This is a genomic window from Flavobacterium notoginsengisoli (assembly GCF_014207905.1).
Classification (GTDB): Bacteria; Bacteroidota; Bacteroidia; order Flavobacteriales; family Flavobacteriaceae; genus Flavobacterium; species Flavobacterium notoginsengisoli_A.
This window is the reverse complement of sequence record NZ_JACHLB010000001.1, coordinates 370,068-386,021: the sequence shown is the minus strand read 5'-3', so window position 1 is coordinate 386,021 and position 15,954 is coordinate 370,068. Positions and strand designations below refer to the sequence as shown.

Sequence of the window (15,954 nt, the reverse complement as noted above, 5' to 3'; positions counted from 1 at the left end):
TTTTAGTTTTATATCGAAAAGATAATTAATCTTCTTTCTCAGATAATTTCTTTTCTAGTTCAATCTGAAATTCTTCAATAACCGGTTTCATTGTACTTTCCGGAATATCTGCAATTCTGATATACATTAAGCCGTCGATAGCATTGTTGAAAAGCGGATCAACGTTAAAAGCAACTACACGTGCATTTTGTTTGATGTATTTTTTAATTAAAACAGGCAAACGTAAGTTTCCTGGTTCTAATTCGTCAATGATTTTATCAAACTTATTAAGATCAGATTCTGCTTCGTCGAAGATAAAATCTTTATCGGCATCTTTAAGTTTAACTTTATACGCCTTCTTCGGGTGAATGTATTGCGCAATATATGGATCGTAATAATTTGATTTCATGAACTCAATCATCAATGATTTAGAGAAATCTGAAAACTGATTACTGATACTTACACCTCCAACCAAATATTTGTGTTCTGGGTGGCGAAGAGTTGTATGAATAATACCTTTCCATAAAAGGAATAAAGGCATTGGTTTTTGCTGATATTCTTTCACAATAAATGCACGACCCATTTCGATAGATTTGTGCATCATATCGTGAAGTTCTGGCTCAAATCTGAAAAGATCTGTTAGATAAAAACCTTCAATTCCGTATTTTGGATAAATTTCAGAACCTAATCCCATACGGTAAGCTCCGGCGATTTTTTTAGTTTCATCATCCCATAAAAACATATGGTGATAATATTGATCGTATTCGTCTAAGTCGATAGATTCGTTTGTTCCTTCGCCTACTTCACGGAAAGTAATTTCGCGAAGACGGCCAATTTCGTGCAAAATGTTCGGAATCTGTTTGGCACTTGCAAAGAAGACTTCGTAGTTTTTGCTTTGTAAAAATCTAGAGTCACTGTCTCTTAAAGCTTGAACTTCATCAATCAGTTTTGATTCGCTTGCAGGCGTTACGATTTTTTTTGGTGCTTTAGGTATTTTAAGACTAGCTGTGTCAAGCAGTTTGGTGTCTTTCTCAAACGGATTGGCAAGCATATAAGTTTTCTTTCTCAAGAATTCTGAGTATTCTTCAAAAGATTCAATTTCGTTTTGTTCACTTACAGAAATTGGTTTTCCGATACGAACTTTAATTACACGGTCTTTCTGCGTTAAAAGTTCAGAAGGTAATTTTGCAGTTCTTAAAGTGTCGTCAATTTTAGAAAGCCAGTAGAATAATTTACTGTTTTTAGCATGAAAATAAATTGGAACAACTGGAACTTTTGCTTTTCTGATCAATTTAATTGCGCCCTCTTCCCAAGGTTTATCTACAACTAATTTTCCGTCTTTGTAAGTTGAAACTTCTCCGGCAGGGAAAATTCCCAACGGTTTTCCATCGCTTAAATGACGTAAAGTTTCTTTAATACCAATTACGCTAGATTTTGCATCCTTATGATTTTCAAAAGGATTCACCGGCATAATGTATTTTTTCATCGGAACAATTCTGTGTAACAGGAAATTAGCAATGATTTTGAAATTTGGCTCTCTCTCAAGCATTAATTTCAAAAGCAAAATACCATCAATTCCTCCAAGCGGATGGTTAGAAATAGTGATGTATGCGCCATCTTTCGGCAAACGCTTTAAGTCTTCTTCAGGGATTTCAAATTTGATTTCCATCTCATCCAAAATTCCGTTTAGAAACGCAAGGTCTTCCAAATGTTTATTACGATCGTAAATTTTATTAAGGGTTGATATCTTAAGAACCTTCATAAGAATCCAGCCAGAAAACGTACCGAAAACTCCGTACTTTTCAACATTTATTGCCTTTGCAACTTCTTTCGCGGTAACTAAACCCATGTAGTACTTTTAATTTATTAGAACAGCGAACAAAGATAACAAAAAACTCTACTTTTCATTGTTTCCAAGACAAACTTTGCACTTTTTTATTACATTTGAAATCCTAAAAAAATCACTGATGAAAATTATTTCTTATAATGTAAACGGAATTAGAGCTGCAATAAACAAAGGTTTTATAGAGTGGCTTCAACAAGCAAGTCCTGATGTAATATGTCTTCAGGAAATAAAAGCAACACAGGATCAAATTCCGGTAGACGATATTACTGCAGCGGGTTATCCGTTTCAGTATTACTATCCTGCGACTAAAAAAGGATACAGTGGAGTAGCGATTCTTTCGAAAACAAAACCTAATAATATCGTTTTTGGAACTGGTATTCACCATATGGATTTTGAGGGCAGAAACCTTCGAGCTGACTTTGATGATGTTTCGGTTATGAGTTTATATCTTCCGTCCGGAACGAATATCGAAAGATTGGATCATAAATTTATGTTTATGGATGATTTCCAAAAGTATATAGACGAATTAAAGGTTACGATTCCGAATCTGATTATCTGTGGCGATTATAATATTTGTCATGAAGCGATCGATATTCATGATCCTGTTCGTAATAAAACGGTTTCAGGGTTTCTTCCTGCAGAACGTGCCTGGTTGGATGCTTTTATGAAATCTGGTTTTATTGATAGTTTCCGTCATTTTAATAAGGAACCGCATAATTATTCGTGGTGGAGTTACCGCGCAGGGGCAAGAGGAAATAATAAAGGTTGGCGTATCGATTATAATTTGGTAAGCAATGTATTAGAAAAGAGATTAAAACGAGCTGTTATTCTACCAGATGCTATGCATTCAGATCATTGTCCGGTTTTAGTCGAAATTGAATAATTTTTGGTATTGTTCTTGCTGAAAGAATTTAAGTTTAAAAATTGATATTGCCATTGGCATTGAATCTTGATGTTTAAAATTATTAAACGCCCAAAAAATAAAACCAATTAAAGATGATTAAAAAAGCCTCCATCGGATTGCTAGTATTAGCATTTTCCGCAACATCATGTGTTTCTAAGAAAATTTATAATGACTTAGAAACAAAATACTCTGATTTGAAAAAAGAAAATCGTTCTATTACAGATGAAAACGATAATTTGAAGAAAGCAAAAAATCAATTAGAATTAGATCGTGATAAATTAACCAAAGATCTTGCAAGCACAAAAGATGATTTAGCAAAACAAAAAGCTGATCTTGCCGCAGAGCAGAAAAAATATAAAGTATTACAAGATTCTTACAATGCATTGGAGAAAAATAGTAACGATGCATTAGAGAAAAACTTGGCTAAAAACCGCGAATTATTAGCACAGCTAGAAGCGAAAGGAAAAGCACTTGCAGACGAACAAGCACGTTTGGATAAAACAGCTAATCGTTTGAAAGAATTGGAAGATATGATTGCTGCTAAAGAAGAAGCAATGCGTAAACTAAAAGAAACTTTATCTAAGGCTTTGACAGGTTTTGAAGGTAAAGGTCTAACTGTAGAACATAAAAACGGAAAAGTATATGTTTCTATGGAAAACAAATTACTTTTCAACTCTGGAAGTTGGGCTGTTGGAGCAGAAGGTAAAAGAGCGGTTGTAGAACTTGGAAAAGTTTTAGGCGACAATCCTGATCTTTCTGTTTTAATTGAAGGCCATACAGATGATGATCCTTACGCTGGTTCTGGACCAATTGCAAACAACTGGGACTTATCTACTAAAAGAGCAACGGCAATCGTAGCAATTTTAAGCGAAAATCCAAAAATCAATAAACAAAAATTAACCGCAGCAGGAAGAAGCGAGTTTTCTCCTCTAGCAAGCAACGCTACTCCAGAAGGAAAAGCAAAAAACCGTAGAATCGAGATTATCTTAACTCCTAGATTAGACGAGATCGCGGAGATGCTTAATAGCATTAATTAAGTTGCTAAGGTTCTGAGATACTAAGATGCTAAGATTTAAAAAAGGATTCAAGTTTTACTTGAATCCTTTTTTATTACCAATAAAAAACTTAGAATCTTAGCGTCTTAGTACCTTAGTATCTTTAAAAAAGAATCTTATTCTTTTTTTAACTTTTATGAAATTCTCATTTGTAAAATCCTGTTGTATCTTTGAAGCTTATATTTAAAAAGAAAAAAAACTTAGAATCTTAGCCACTTAGAACCTTAGAATCTCAAAAAGAATGAAATACACTACATTACCCAACACCGATATAAAAGTTAGTAAAATATGCCTTGGAACAATGACTTTCGGGCAACAAAATACAGAAATTGAAGGACATGCTCAAATGGATTACGCTTTAGAAAGAGGAGTAAATTTCTTTGATACAGCCGAAATGTACTCAGTTCCGGCAAGTGAAGCGACTTATGGAAGTACAGAAAAAATTATTGGAACTTGGTTTAAAAAGTCAGGAAATCGAGATAAAGTGATTTTGGCTTCTAAAATTGCTGGACCAAATCCTAATTTTGGATATATGCGTGAGAAATTAGATTTTTCTCCTGCAAGTATCAAATTTGCTGTTGAACAGAGTTTAAAAAGACTTCAAACCGATTATATCGATTTGTACCAAATGCACTGGCCAGAAAGAAAAACCAATAATTTCGGACAGCGTGCTTTTCACGGACATAATGATGTTTGGGAAGATAATTTCAGAGAAATCCTTGAAACTTTCGACGGCTTAATCAAAGAAGGAAAAATCAAACATATCGGAGTTTCTAACGAAAATGCATGGGGAATGATGCGTCTTTTGGAAGAAAGTAAATACAACAATCTGCCAAGAATCAAAACAGTTCAAAATCCGTATTCTTTATTGAATCGTTTATTCGAAGTAAATTCTGCCGAAGTTTCAAAATATGAAAATGTTGGATTATTAGGATATTCGCCTTTAGCATTCGGAGTCTTGACTGGAAAATTTTTAACTGGAGAAGCTCATCCGAAAGCAAGAGTAAACCTTTTCCCGCAGTATAAACGTTACAATAGCGATCAATGTACCGAAGCAACAAAATTGTATCTAGAAATCGCTAAAAAACACGGTTTAACGTTAACCGAACTTTCAATGGGATTTGTATTGCAACAGCCATTCTTAACAAGTGCAATTATCGGTGCAACAACTTTAGAACAATTAAAAGAAAACATCGACACAATTGATGTGGTTCTTTCTAAAGAAATCTTAGCTGAAATTGATGCAGTTCAGGCTATAATTCCTGATCCTGCGCCTTAATTTTTTGCCACGAAGGCGCTAGACTCGAAGGTTTATTTTAATCTCGCAAAGCGCAGAGCCGCAAAGTTTAATCTATTAATTTAATAGCATCCAGCTTTAGCTGGATGAAAATATAAGCGAAAGAAAAGGGCTTTAGCCAAACATACTAGTTTGGCTAAAGCCCTTTTCTTTATCTGATTTTATTCCCCTAGCTGAAGCTAGGGGCTATGAAAAAACTTTGTGGCTCTGCGCTTTGCGAGATTAAAATAAACCTTCGAGTCTTAGTGCCTTCGTGGCAAATCATTACAAATCAAATTCATCCTCAACAGCCAAAGAATCGGTTTTAATAGCTGTAGAATCTGGAGCCTTGATTTTGATTAAAGAACGTGCATTTCCTGAAATGTAAACTGGTAAAATGCCAATTGTATCTTCAGGAACCAAAAGACCTCTTCTGAACATTAAGTTTCTTAAGAATTTCTGGTTTTTAATCGCGTAATCTTTCAAATTTCCTTGATCATTAAATTGATACATGAATTTTCTTGGTTTCGGAATAATCGTTGCCAGATATAAGCATTCGTCAACATTTAAGTCGGCTGGGCTTTTTTGGAAATAAAAATGACTTGCTTCGCCAATTCCATAAACATTCGGTCCCCATTCAATAATATTGAAATAGACTTCCAGCATTCTTTCCTTGCTAACTATTCGGTTGTTTTCTAAAATATAAACTAAAAGAATTTCTTCTAGCTTTCGCGAAAGCGTTTTTTCTCTTGTCAGAAAAACGTTTTTAATCAACTGCATGCTGATCGTACTGGCACCGCGAGAGAATTTTTTAGTTCTAATGTTTTTTAGAATCGATTGTTTGAAAGCTTCATTGATAAATCCGCGATGTGAGAAGAAAGAAGGGTCTTCTGTCGTTAGGACACATTTTCTCAAATACGGAGAAATTTGGTCTAAAGGCGTGTAATTCGGATTGGCATTTCCAACCAAAACAGGTCGTTGTAATACATTCTGAATAATAGCGCGATAAACAAATTCGCCGTTTAATTTATTTAAATCGGCTTCGCCATATTTCGTGATTCGTAAATCTTCTTTGTTGAGTTTACTGTCAAAAACAAGTGTATTGGGTTTGTTTTTGTTGAATTTGAAATCCAATTTATAATCAAAATTCCCAGTTGCTTGCATTCCTTGAAAATGGGTAAATAAACCATCAGGAAGCGAAACGATAAAATCCTGCGCTTTCATTTTCGGAATATCAACTTTCAAAGTATAAACCGTGTCTTTTTCGGTGTCGTAAGAAATGTACGGACGCACTTTTATTTTGTTCAGTTGCATTGTCGAAGTGCTGTCGATAGAAATAAAATTATCTCCTAGTAAAAATCGATAATCAAAACGAGCATTTTTTATAACGACATCTTTGCTGGCAATTTTTGGGTGATTGATTTTAAGATTAACAATAGAAGTGAATCCGTCAATATGCAATTCACTACCACTTTTATCAATATTTTGAAGATTCAGTCGAATAGAATCGAAACTTGCTTTTAAGTTGTAACGCTGATCTAAATACGGAACACGAATCGCGCCAGTATCTAAATTGAAAAATCGGATATCTGCTTTTTGATTTCTCGGATCTGCAAAACCTTTAATGTTCCAACGTTGATCAAAATCTTTTGCCTGAACATGAAGATTGGTTTCGAGCTGTTTGTTGTTTAAAACCAATTTGTTTACATCGATCGAAGTTAGTTTTCCGTTATCGTCGATTTTGAATTTAAAGTTTTTCAAATCCATATCGGTTGGAACTAAATTTAATACTTTCGAAATAATTCGGTAAGCAAACGAAGCATATTTGCGTTTTTCATTTGACTCTGATTCTTCTCGATCTCTTTTTAAGAAAGCATCAAAATTTCGCTTTTTTCCTTTTTTGACTAACTGAATGTAGCCATTGTCAACTTTCAAAGTTCCAATTTGAACATCTCCAATCAATAAATTGCTCAAACTAATACTGGTTTCTACATTTTTTATTTTAACTAATGTATCAGCATTTATTGGAGCCAAAACGACATCGGTTAAATGTATAGTTGATAAGCCATCAAAAGAAGCAGATTCTACAGAAAAATTACTGTTGTATTGAACCGCCATTTTGTGAGTCACTTTTGCAATGGCCTGTTTTAAAAGTGAATCGCGAAAATAGTAAAGCGCAACTAAAATCAAAACCAGTATTATTCCTAGTATTTTTAGCGCTTTGTATATTTTTTGTTTTGGAAAATTCATAGTGGTATTTTTATCAGAAATCAACCAAAAAGAATGCTGGCAACATCTTCAATTTTAGCAACCAATTCGATTTTAATTCCTGTATTTTTTAAAGCAATTTTGTTGTATTTAGAAACAAAGATAGTATCAAAACCTAATTTTTCGGCTTCTTGAATACGTTGGTCAACACGATTTACAGGACGAATTTCTCCAGAAAGTCCAACTTCGCCAGCAAAACAAAAGCCTTTTCCAACCGGAATATCTTCGTTTGAAGATAAAATTGCAGCAACAACAGCTAAATCAATTGCAGGATCATCAACTGAAATTCCTCCCGTAACATTCAAGAAAACGTCTTTCGCGCCTAAGCGGAAACCGGCTCTTTTTTCTAAAACAGCCAAAATCATATTTAGTCTTTTGGCGTTGTAGCCCGTTGTGCTTCTTTGTGGTGTTCCGTAAACTGCCGTACTTACTAAAGATTGTATTTCGATCATCAGCGGACGCATGCCTTCGAGAGTTGTGGCGATTGCAGTTCCAGAAAGTTCTTCGTCTTTGTGTGAAATTAAAATTTCAGAAGGATTGTTTACTTCACGTAATCCGCTTCCTAGCATTTCGTAAATTCCTAATTCTGCGGTAGAACCAAAGCGGTTTTTTAAGGAACGTAAAATTCGGTACACATGATTTCGGTCGCCTTCAAATTGTAAAACAGTATCAACCATGTGTTCCAAGATTTTTGGACCAGCAATGTTTCCATCTTTGGTAATATGTCCAATTAAAATAACGGGTATATTACTTTCTTTAGCAAATTTGATCAATTCGGCAGTGGTTTCTCTAATTTGAGAAATACTTCCAGCTGTCGATTCAATATAATCGGTATGTAAAGTCTGAATCGAGTCAATTATGACAACTTCGGGCTGAATGGTTTCAATCTGTTTAAAGATGTTTTGCGTTTTGGTTTCGGTTAGAATATAACAGTTTTCGCTGTTTGGCGTAATTCTTTCCGCGCGCATTTTGATTTGCTTCTGACTTTCTTCTCCAGAAACATATAAAGTTTTATAAGGTAATTTTAAAGAAACTTGTAGCAAAAGCGTACTTTTTCCGATGCCGGGTTCACCGCCCAAAAGCGTTAAAGATCCAGGGACAAGTCCGCCGCCCAAAACACGGTTTAATTCACTATCAGTCGTGTCCATTCGAACTTCCTGAGCAGAATCAATTTCGTTAATTTTTAAAGGTCTTGGCGCTTTTCCTGTTTGAGCAGATTCGCTTTTCCAGGCAACTTTATCCTGTTTTTGAATGATTTCTTCGGCAATCGTATTCCATTCTTTGCAGGCATTGCATTGTCCTTGCCATTTGGCATATTGGGTTCCGCAGTTCTGACAAAAAAAGGAAGTTTTAACTTTTGACATTATTTACTTTTTTTTTGCAAGGGTATTCATCTCGTCGATTTTCTCATACATCATATCTTTATTCAAGTCACCAATTGGCTCCATTTGAGAAGCGTTTTGGTATTTTTTTGATGCATGCTTCGGATCGCCTTGCTTTTCGTACATTAAACCTAATTCATATTCTCCCAACATGGCTTTTGGATAATTGACATTTCCAATTTCGGCCATCTTTCCTAATTCGCTATAAGCGTTATTTCTTAAAATAATATTTTCAATTACTTTAAAATCACTCATTCTAACAGGAATTTGAACTCCTAAAACTTGTGACATTGTATTGTATTTGTTCTCTAAATATTCTGCATATCCAGATTGAAGAACGGCAATTTTATCATTATATTCTGCAGAATTTATCGGTCTATAAACTTCAAAAATCTGATAAAGCGCACTTGGAATAGAGTGCAGCACTTCTGTATAATGTGTCGTTCCTTTAAAAACTTCGTATTTATAATTTACTAACGGATTATTTGCGATTTTAATATTGCTGTTCAATTTATCTATCGGTTCTTTTATTTTTTTGATATCTCCATCAGCGGCAGATAAATAAAAGAAAATCGGTTCTTTTATTTTGGCAAATTTTTCTGGAATACGAACTTCCATTTTATTTGCCAATTCTGGACTTAGGCAGATATAAGCATTAAAAATGGACTTTTCTTTGTATAAATAAAAATTAGCAAAACCTGCCGTTAAATCATGTCCTGCAATAATTCTAAAAGGAGAAGTTCTATATTTTTTTTCGATGTAAGGAATTAATTCTGCTCCTATGAATTCGAAAAAATTAGCACCTTTTTCAAAAGGAAGTCCAGTGTTTTGGTCGATTGTTGTGTCGTCAAAACGTTCTCCGTCTTTGTTTTGGTGAATTCCGATAATAATCATTTCTGGAATATCATCCCAATAATTACCATAACTTACTGCTCCAGAAAATGGGTCAAACAAATAATCTCCGTCTAATAAATAAAGAACAGGATATTTTTTGTCTTTATTTGCCTCGTAAGAAGCGGGAAGCCCGATGGTAATTCTTCGTTCTTCTCCCAGTTTTTCAGATTTAATGTTATCGAACGTCTTTTGCGCAAACGACGAAAATGAAATAAAAAGAATTAGTAGGTAAACTTTCTTCATGATCTTGGGGTTTCAGTGAATTAAAAAGTATTAAAAATAGTGTAGCAATATACTATTTTATTTGCTTCTTTATAAAGTTGGGTTTTTAAAATTGAAGCAAAGTTTTGTGGCCTAAAATCTTTTCAGATTAGGCAAAAGAAGATTTACTTGTACAAAATGGAATTTTGACAAAGTAAGAGAATTCGATAAGAAAAGGAAAATCTTAGGTTAAAGAATTGTCATTTTCATTAGGGAAAATAATCCACGGTTTGAAGGTTTTAGCTTCTTCAAAATCCAAAGTAGCATAAGAAATGATAATGATGATATCATCTTTTTGTACTTTTCTTGCTGCAGGACCATTCAAAGTAATTTCGCCTGAATTTTTTTCACCTTTAATGGCGTAAGTTTCAAAACGCTCGCCATTATTAATGTTAACAATAGATACCTTTTCGCCTTCAATAATATTTGAAGCTTCCAGTAGAGTTTCATCAATAGTAATGCTGCCAATATAATTTAAATCGGCACCCGTTACTTTAACGCGATGAATTTTTGATTTTATAACTTGAATTTGCATGCTGCAAAGTTAGATTAATTAAATGAAATGGTGTCTATCAGTCTTATAGAATTAACAAATACTGCTATAAATGCACGATAGTTTTTATCATTCTCCTTTTGATTGATAGGTAAAAGTGTTGATTCGTCAGCAATAACAAAATACTCCAATTGAAATTCTTTGTTGTCTTTGAAAGAATTTTCTACAAATTCGATTGTTTCTTGAGGAGAATTGTTCTGAAAAATCTCTTTGGCTTCTGTTAAAGTTTTGTAGATTATAGAAGCATCTTTTCTTTCTTCGGCAGTTAAACGTTCATTGCGAGAACTCATTGCCAGTTGATTTTCTTCTCTAAAAATAGGGCAGCCAACAATATTTACAGGTAAACCAGTTTTTTCGACTAGTTTTTTAACAATTTGAAGTTGCTGAAAATCTTTCTCTCCAAAGTAAGCGTTAGTTGGAGTTACAATCTCAAATAGCCTTTTAACAATAGTTCCGACTCCGTTAAAATGACCAGGTCTGAATTTTCCTTCCATTTGATTTTCTAATCCATCAAAATCAAAGTCTTGCGAAACGGTATTTCCTTCATAAATATCTTCGACAGATGGTGCATATAAAATGATTTTATCACTTAATGTACGCATTTTCTTAACATCTTCTTCGAGAGTTCTAGGATATTTTGCTAAATCTTCTGGATTATTAAATTGTGTTGGATTGACAAAAATGCTTACAACTGTATCGTCGTTTTCTTTTAGCGAACGCTGCATTAAAGCCAAATGTCCTTGGTGTAAAGCGCCCATTGTAGGTACAAATCCGATGGTTGAATTTGCGGTTTTGATAGTTTTAAGATAGGCTATCAACGCTGCTTTACTGTAGAAAATATGCATTGAGGTATTATTAAAATTTAGTGCAAACATAATATATTAGTTATAAACTGCATAAATTTTTGTAATTTTGCGACGTTTTTATTACCAAAATTAAGTAAAATACTATTATGAAAGATAAGAGGATATTATATGTATCATCTGAAGTCGTGCCTTATTTGGCTGAAAATGAGGTTTCTTTAATGTCTTATGACGTTCCGAAAATGATTAATGATCAAGGAGGTCAAATAAGAATTTTCATGCCAAGATATGGGAATATCAATGAAAGAAGACATCAATTGCATGAAGTGATTAGACTTTCTGGAATGAATTTGGTAGTGAATGACTTAGATATGCCATTGATTATTAAGGTAGCATCAATTCCAAAGGAAAGAATTCAGGTTTACTTTATTGACAATGACGAATACTTCAAACGTAAAGCAACTTTCGCTGATGAAGAAGGTGTTTTGTATCCTGATAATGATGAAAGAGCGATTTTCTTTGCTAAGGGTGTCGTAGAAACAGTAAAAAAATTAAACTGGGTTCCGGATATTATTCATGTTCACGGTTGGCTAGCGGCAATGCTTCCAATCTACATGAAACATTATTATAAACACGAAGCATTATTTTCTGAAACTAAAATTATCACCTCTGTTTACGGACAGTCTTTTGATGAAAATTTAGATTTAGAAATGATCAATAAAGTTAAATTTGATGGTGTTCCTCATGAATCAGTATCAGATTTAGAAGTTCCAAATTACGAGAATGTTTTAAAAGCGAGTATATTACATTCTGATGGAGTAATCATTGCGTCTGAAAATGTTTCTCCAAGTTTAACAAAATTTATAGAATCTTCAGGAAAACCTTTTTTACCTTTCGCCGGGAAAGATGGATTTGCTGATGCTTATACCAATTTCTATAGAACATTTGGACTTTAAATTTTTAACTTATTATAAAACAATGATTAACACTTCTTTTATTAAGAGATTTCTTTTAGCTTTAACTGTAGTTTTTTTATACTCTTGCGATAAAGATTTTAATGCAATTGGTGATGGTTTAATTGGAGATGATCATTTTGGGCTTGAACCTGAACAATATGATGTTGTGGCTTTTAATCAAGAAGTAACACCTGTTCAGTCTAATTTTATTCCTACAAATGCTTTGGGTATTTATGATAACCCAGTTTTCGGAACTACAACGGCAAATTTTGTTACACAGGTTGTATTGTCATCTTATGCTCCAACAATTGGAGAATCTCCAGTTATTGAAAATGCGGTTCTTACGATTCCTTATTTTGTTAAAACTAAAACAACAGATGCAGACGGAGCTAGTACTTATGTATTAGATTCTATTTACGGTGATAAAAACGGAAAACTAGATTTAAAGGTTTATGAGTCTGGTATTCAGATGAGAAACAGTTATTTTAATGGAGGTTCTCAATTGACTCAATTTTATTATACTGATCAAAATTCTGAATTCGAAACTAAAAAAGTGGGCAATTTTTTAAATGATAGTATAGCAAGTCCAGTTGAAAATACAGCATTCTTTTTTGATCCTAAAGAAATTGTAACAAAGACAGTTGATGCTACTGATCCGAAAAAAGAAACTACTACGAGAACTGCACCTCAGATGGTTCTGCATCTTAATAAAGAATTTTTCCAACAGAAAATTTTGAATGCACCAGCTTCAAAATTAGCTTCTGACGATGTTTTTCAAGAGTATTTTAGAGGTTTGTATTTTAATGTTGCAAAATCGGGATCAAGTGCCAGCAATATGGCGCTTTTGAATTTTGCTGAAGGAAAAATTACTATTAATTATAAAGCAAAAACGGCTTCTACAACAGATGATGCAAATTTAACGGAGAGAAAACAGATTGTTTTAAATCTTACTACCGGAAGTACTGCGAATCCGGCTAGTACAGCTAATTTTTTACAAAATGTTTGGAAATCGGATTATGCAGCTGCTATAACGACTAACGTAAATAAAACAGAAGGAGACGAAAGACTTTATTTAAAAGGAGGACAGGGTTCTGCTGCTGTTATTCGTCTGACTGGTTTTGCTGCACAATTGGAAACGATTAGAAAAACCAATTGGAAGGTAAATGAAGCAAATCTTGTGTTTTACATAGATGCTGAAAAAATGACTGGTACAGATGAGCCACTTAGATTGTATTTATACGATTTAGATAATAATACAGTTTTAGCTGATTATTCAACAGAACTTGGTGCGGCGTATGGAGGAGTAATTAGCAAAGGCACAGATAAAAGAGGTATAAGTTATAAGTTCAGAATTACAAATCATATTCGTAATCTTATTAAAGATGCTACAGCTACTAACGTTAATTTAGGACTTGTTGTTTCTCAGTCTAATGGAACTGCTGCAGTTGCATCGAATGTGTTAAAAAATAAGGCACAAATTCAAGATGATCCGGTAAAATATTTTTCTCAAGTACCAAGAGGATCAATTATGAGTACTTTAGGTACAATCTTGTATGGAGGTAAAGTTTCAGCTAATACTCCAAACGATAAAAGATTGAGGCTTGAAGTCTACTACACGAAACCAAATTAATAAATATATATGTGTGGAATTGTTGGATATATCGGTCATAGAGAGGCATATCCTATCGTAATCAAGGGGCTGAAGCGTCTTGAGTATCGAGGATATGACAGTGCCGGCGTTATGCTGTATGACGAAGAGTCTGGCGTAAAAGTTTGTAAAACAAAAGGTAAAGTTTCAGATCTTGAAGCTAAAGCTAATGAAGGTTTTACTGTAAATGGAAAAATTGGAATTGGTCATACGCGTTGGGCAACGCATGGTGTGCCAAATGATGTCAATTCACATCCTCATGTTTCGAATTCTGGAGATTTAGTAATTATCCATAACGGAATTATCGAAAATTACGCCCCATTAAAAGAAGAACTTATCAAAAGAGGATATACTTTTAAATCAGATACGGACACTGAAGTACTAGTTAATTTAATAGAAGAAGTTCAAAAGAAAGAAAATATTAAATTAGGTAAAGCGGTTCAGATTGCACTTAACCAAGTTGTAGGTGCTTATGCAATTGCTGTTTTTGATAAAAAGAATCCAAACGAACTTGTTGCGGCTAGGTTAGGAAGCCCGTTAGCAATTGGAGTTGGAGAAGGAGAATATTTTGTTGCTTCTGATGCATCACCATTTATTGAATATACTTCTAATGCAGTGTATTTAGAAGATGGCGAAATGGCGAATATTAGATTGCATAAAGCGATTAAAATCAGAAAAATTAAAGATGACTCTTTAGTAGATCCTTATATTCAAGAACTTCAAATGAATTTGGAGCAGATTGAAAAAGGTGGTTACGACCATTTCATGTTAAAAGAAATCTACGAGCAGCCAAGCGTAATTAAAGATACTTACAGAGGAAGACTTCATGCTAATGAAGGAATTGTTCAAATGGCTGGTGTCGAAGATAATCTAGAGAAATTTTTAAACGCAAAACGTATTCTAATTGTGGCTTGCGGAACTTCTTGGCACGCAGGTTTAGTTGCAGAATATATTTTTGAGGAATTTACCCGTATTCCTGTTGAAGTAGAATATGCTTCTGAATTCAGATATAGAAACCCAATTATCAATAAAGATGATGTTGTTATCGCAATCTCTCAATCTGGAGAAACTGCTGATACAATGGCGGCTATTAAATTAGCTAAAGAGAACGGAGCATTTGTATTTGGAGTTTGTAATGTGGTTGGTTCTTCTATTTCAAGAGAAAGTCACGCAGGTGCTTACACGCACGCTGGACCAGAAATTGGAGTAGCTTCAACAAAAGCGTTTACAACTCAGATTACTGTTTTAACAATGATTGCTTTGAAATTAGGAAAAGCAAAAGGAACGTTGTCGAATACAGATTTTCATACTTATCTTCAAGAATTAGAAATTATTCCTGAGAAAGTTGCTGAAGCATTGGAAACTAATGATAAAGCAAAAGAAATTGCTGCAGCTTTTAAAGATTCGGCAAACTGTCTTTACTTAGGTAGAGGATATAATTTTCCAGTTGCTTTAGAAGGAGCTTTAAAATTAAAGGAGATTTCATATATCCACGCAGAAGGTTATCCAGCTGCTGAGATGAAGCATGGCCCAATTGCTTTGATTGATGAGCAGATGCCTGTTATTGTAATCGCTCCAAAACAAGGACATTACGATAAAATTGTAAGTAATATTCAGGAAATTAAATCTAGAAGTGGAAAAATCATTGCTGTTGTAACAAAAGGTGATATCCAGGTTCGTGAATTGGCAGATTATGTAATTGAAATTCCAGAAACTTCAGATGCATTGTCTCCATTGGTTACTACAATTCCGTTACAATTGCTTTCTTATTACATTGCAGTGATGAGAGGGTGTAATGTTGATCAACCACGTAATTTAGCGAAGTCGGTTACGGTAGAATAAATTCTATTTTTAAAATACAAATATGTTAAAAAAGCGAGATTTAGGTCTCGCTTTTTTTTATTGTCAAAAATTTTTTTCGGGATATGTATTTTTATGAATTTTTCAATTTTTTGATAAAAATTTATATGTATGCATAGTATATTGGTTTTTCTTCTCAATTTCTTTGTTTTTATTCTAAGAAATTGAATTACCAAATAGTTAAAATATTGTAAAATATGATGCTAAAAATTAATTTTATTTAACGTTTTTTTATACATATTAAAATATTTGTGTATTTTGGCTATATA

At 33.6% G+C, this 15,954-nt stretch carries 12 protein-coding genes; 6 read left to right on the top strand and 6 right to left on the bottom strand.

Annotation, left to right across the window (positions count from 1 at the left end; translation table 11 throughout):
- Nucleotides 1-25: 25 nt before the first annotated feature.
- Nucleotides 26-1,828 carry a GNAT family N-acyltransferase gene (locus HNP35_RS01595; protein ID WP_184159095.1) on the bottom strand — a complete coding sequence of 601 codons (1,803 nt, stop codon included), beginning with the start codon at nt 1,826-1,828 and terminating at the stop codon, nt 26-28.
- 118 nt (nt 1,829-1,946) lie between these two features.
- Between HNP35_RS01595 and HNP35_RS01590 the strand changes: the two genes are divergently transcribed.
- The 3 genes from HNP35_RS01590 to HNP35_RS01580 all read left to right on the top strand — a co-directional run bounded on the left by HNP35_RS01590 (nt 1,947) and on the right by HNP35_RS01580 (nt 5,063).
- A complete protein-coding gene (locus HNP35_RS01590) occupies nt 1,947-2,708 on the top strand; it encodes an exodeoxyribonuclease III (protein WP_184159097.1) in 762 nt (253 codons plus the stop codon).
- A gap of 113 nt (nt 2,709-2,821) precedes the next feature.
- Nucleotides 2,822-3,766 carry an OmpA family protein gene (locus HNP35_RS01585; protein ID WP_184159099.1) on the top strand — a complete coding sequence of 315 codons (945 nt, stop codon included), beginning with the start codon at nt 2,822-2,824 and terminating at the stop codon, nt 3,764-3,766.
- 259 nt (nt 3,767-4,025) lie between these two features.
- Entirely contained in the window at nt 4,026-5,063 is a 1,038-nt protein-coding gene (locus HNP35_RS01580; protein WP_184159101.1) for an aldo/keto reductase, read from the top strand.
- A 282-nt stretch (nt 5,064-5,345) separates the two neighbouring features.
- Here HNP35_RS01580 and HNP35_RS01575 read toward each other — a convergent pair whose 3' ends face one another.
- The 5 genes from HNP35_RS01575 to panC all read right to left on the bottom strand — a co-directional run bounded on the left by HNP35_RS01575 (nt 5,346) and on the right by panC (nt 11,293).
- Nucleotides 5,346-7,310 (bottom strand): transglycosylase domain-containing protein, encoded by a 1,965-nt coding sequence (locus tag HNP35_RS01575; protein WP_184159103.1) that lies wholly within the window; start codon nt 7,308-7,310, stop codon nt 5,346-5,348.
- 20 nt (nt 7,311-7,330) lie between these two features.
- Complete coding sequence (radA, locus tag HNP35_RS01570) at nt 7,331-8,692, bottom strand: DNA repair protein RadA (protein WP_184159105.1); 1,362 nt, start codon at nt 8,690-8,692, stop codon at nt 7,331-7,333.
- Between the two features lie 3 nt (nt 8,693-8,695).
- The gene (locus HNP35_RS01565; protein WP_184159106.1) at nt 8,696-9,847 is read right to left on the bottom strand and encodes an alpha/beta hydrolase; all 1,152 of its coding nucleotides are present in this window, start codon (nt 9,845-9,847) and stop codon (nt 8,696-8,698) included.
- A gap of 202 nt (nt 9,848-10,049) precedes the next feature.
- Nucleotides 10,050-10,400, bottom strand: coding sequence for an aspartate 1-decarboxylase (panD, locus tag HNP35_RS01560; protein ID WP_008465481.1), 351 nt, complete (start codon nt 10,398-10,400; stop codon nt 10,050-10,052).
- Nucleotides 10,401-10,414: 14 nt separating this feature from the next.
- Nucleotides 10,415-11,293: a pantoate--beta-alanine ligase gene (gene panC / locus HNP35_RS01555; RefSeq protein ID WP_184159108.1), complete on the bottom strand. Its 879-nt coding sequence runs from the start codon at nt 11,291-11,293 to the stop codon at nt 10,415-10,417.
- Nucleotides 11,294-11,370: 77 nt separating this feature from the next.
- Here panC and HNP35_RS01550 point away from each other — a divergent pair, with 77 nt between their 5' ends.
- From HNP35_RS01550 to glmS, 3 genes are read left to right on the top strand one after another with little or no spacing between them, the layout of a single operon-like run.
- Nucleotides 11,371-12,177: a glycogen/starch synthase gene (locus HNP35_RS01550; RefSeq protein WP_184159110.1), complete on the top strand. Its 807-nt coding sequence runs from the start codon at nt 11,371-11,373 to the stop codon at nt 12,175-12,177.
- Nucleotides 12,178-12,199: 22 nt separating this feature from the next.
- Nucleotides 12,200-13,807: a DUF4270 domain-containing protein gene (locus tag HNP35_RS01545; protein WP_184159112.1), complete on the top strand. Its 1,608-nt coding sequence runs from the start codon at nt 12,200-12,202 to the stop codon at nt 13,805-13,807.
- 9 nt (nt 13,808-13,816) lie between these two features.
- Nucleotides 13,817-15,667: a glutamine--fructose-6-phosphate transaminase (isomerizing) gene (glmS, locus tag HNP35_RS01540; RefSeq protein ID WP_184159114.1), complete on the top strand. Its 1,851-nt coding sequence runs from the start codon at nt 13,817-13,819 to the stop codon at nt 15,665-15,667.
- Nucleotides 15,668-15,954 lie beyond the last annotated feature (287 nt).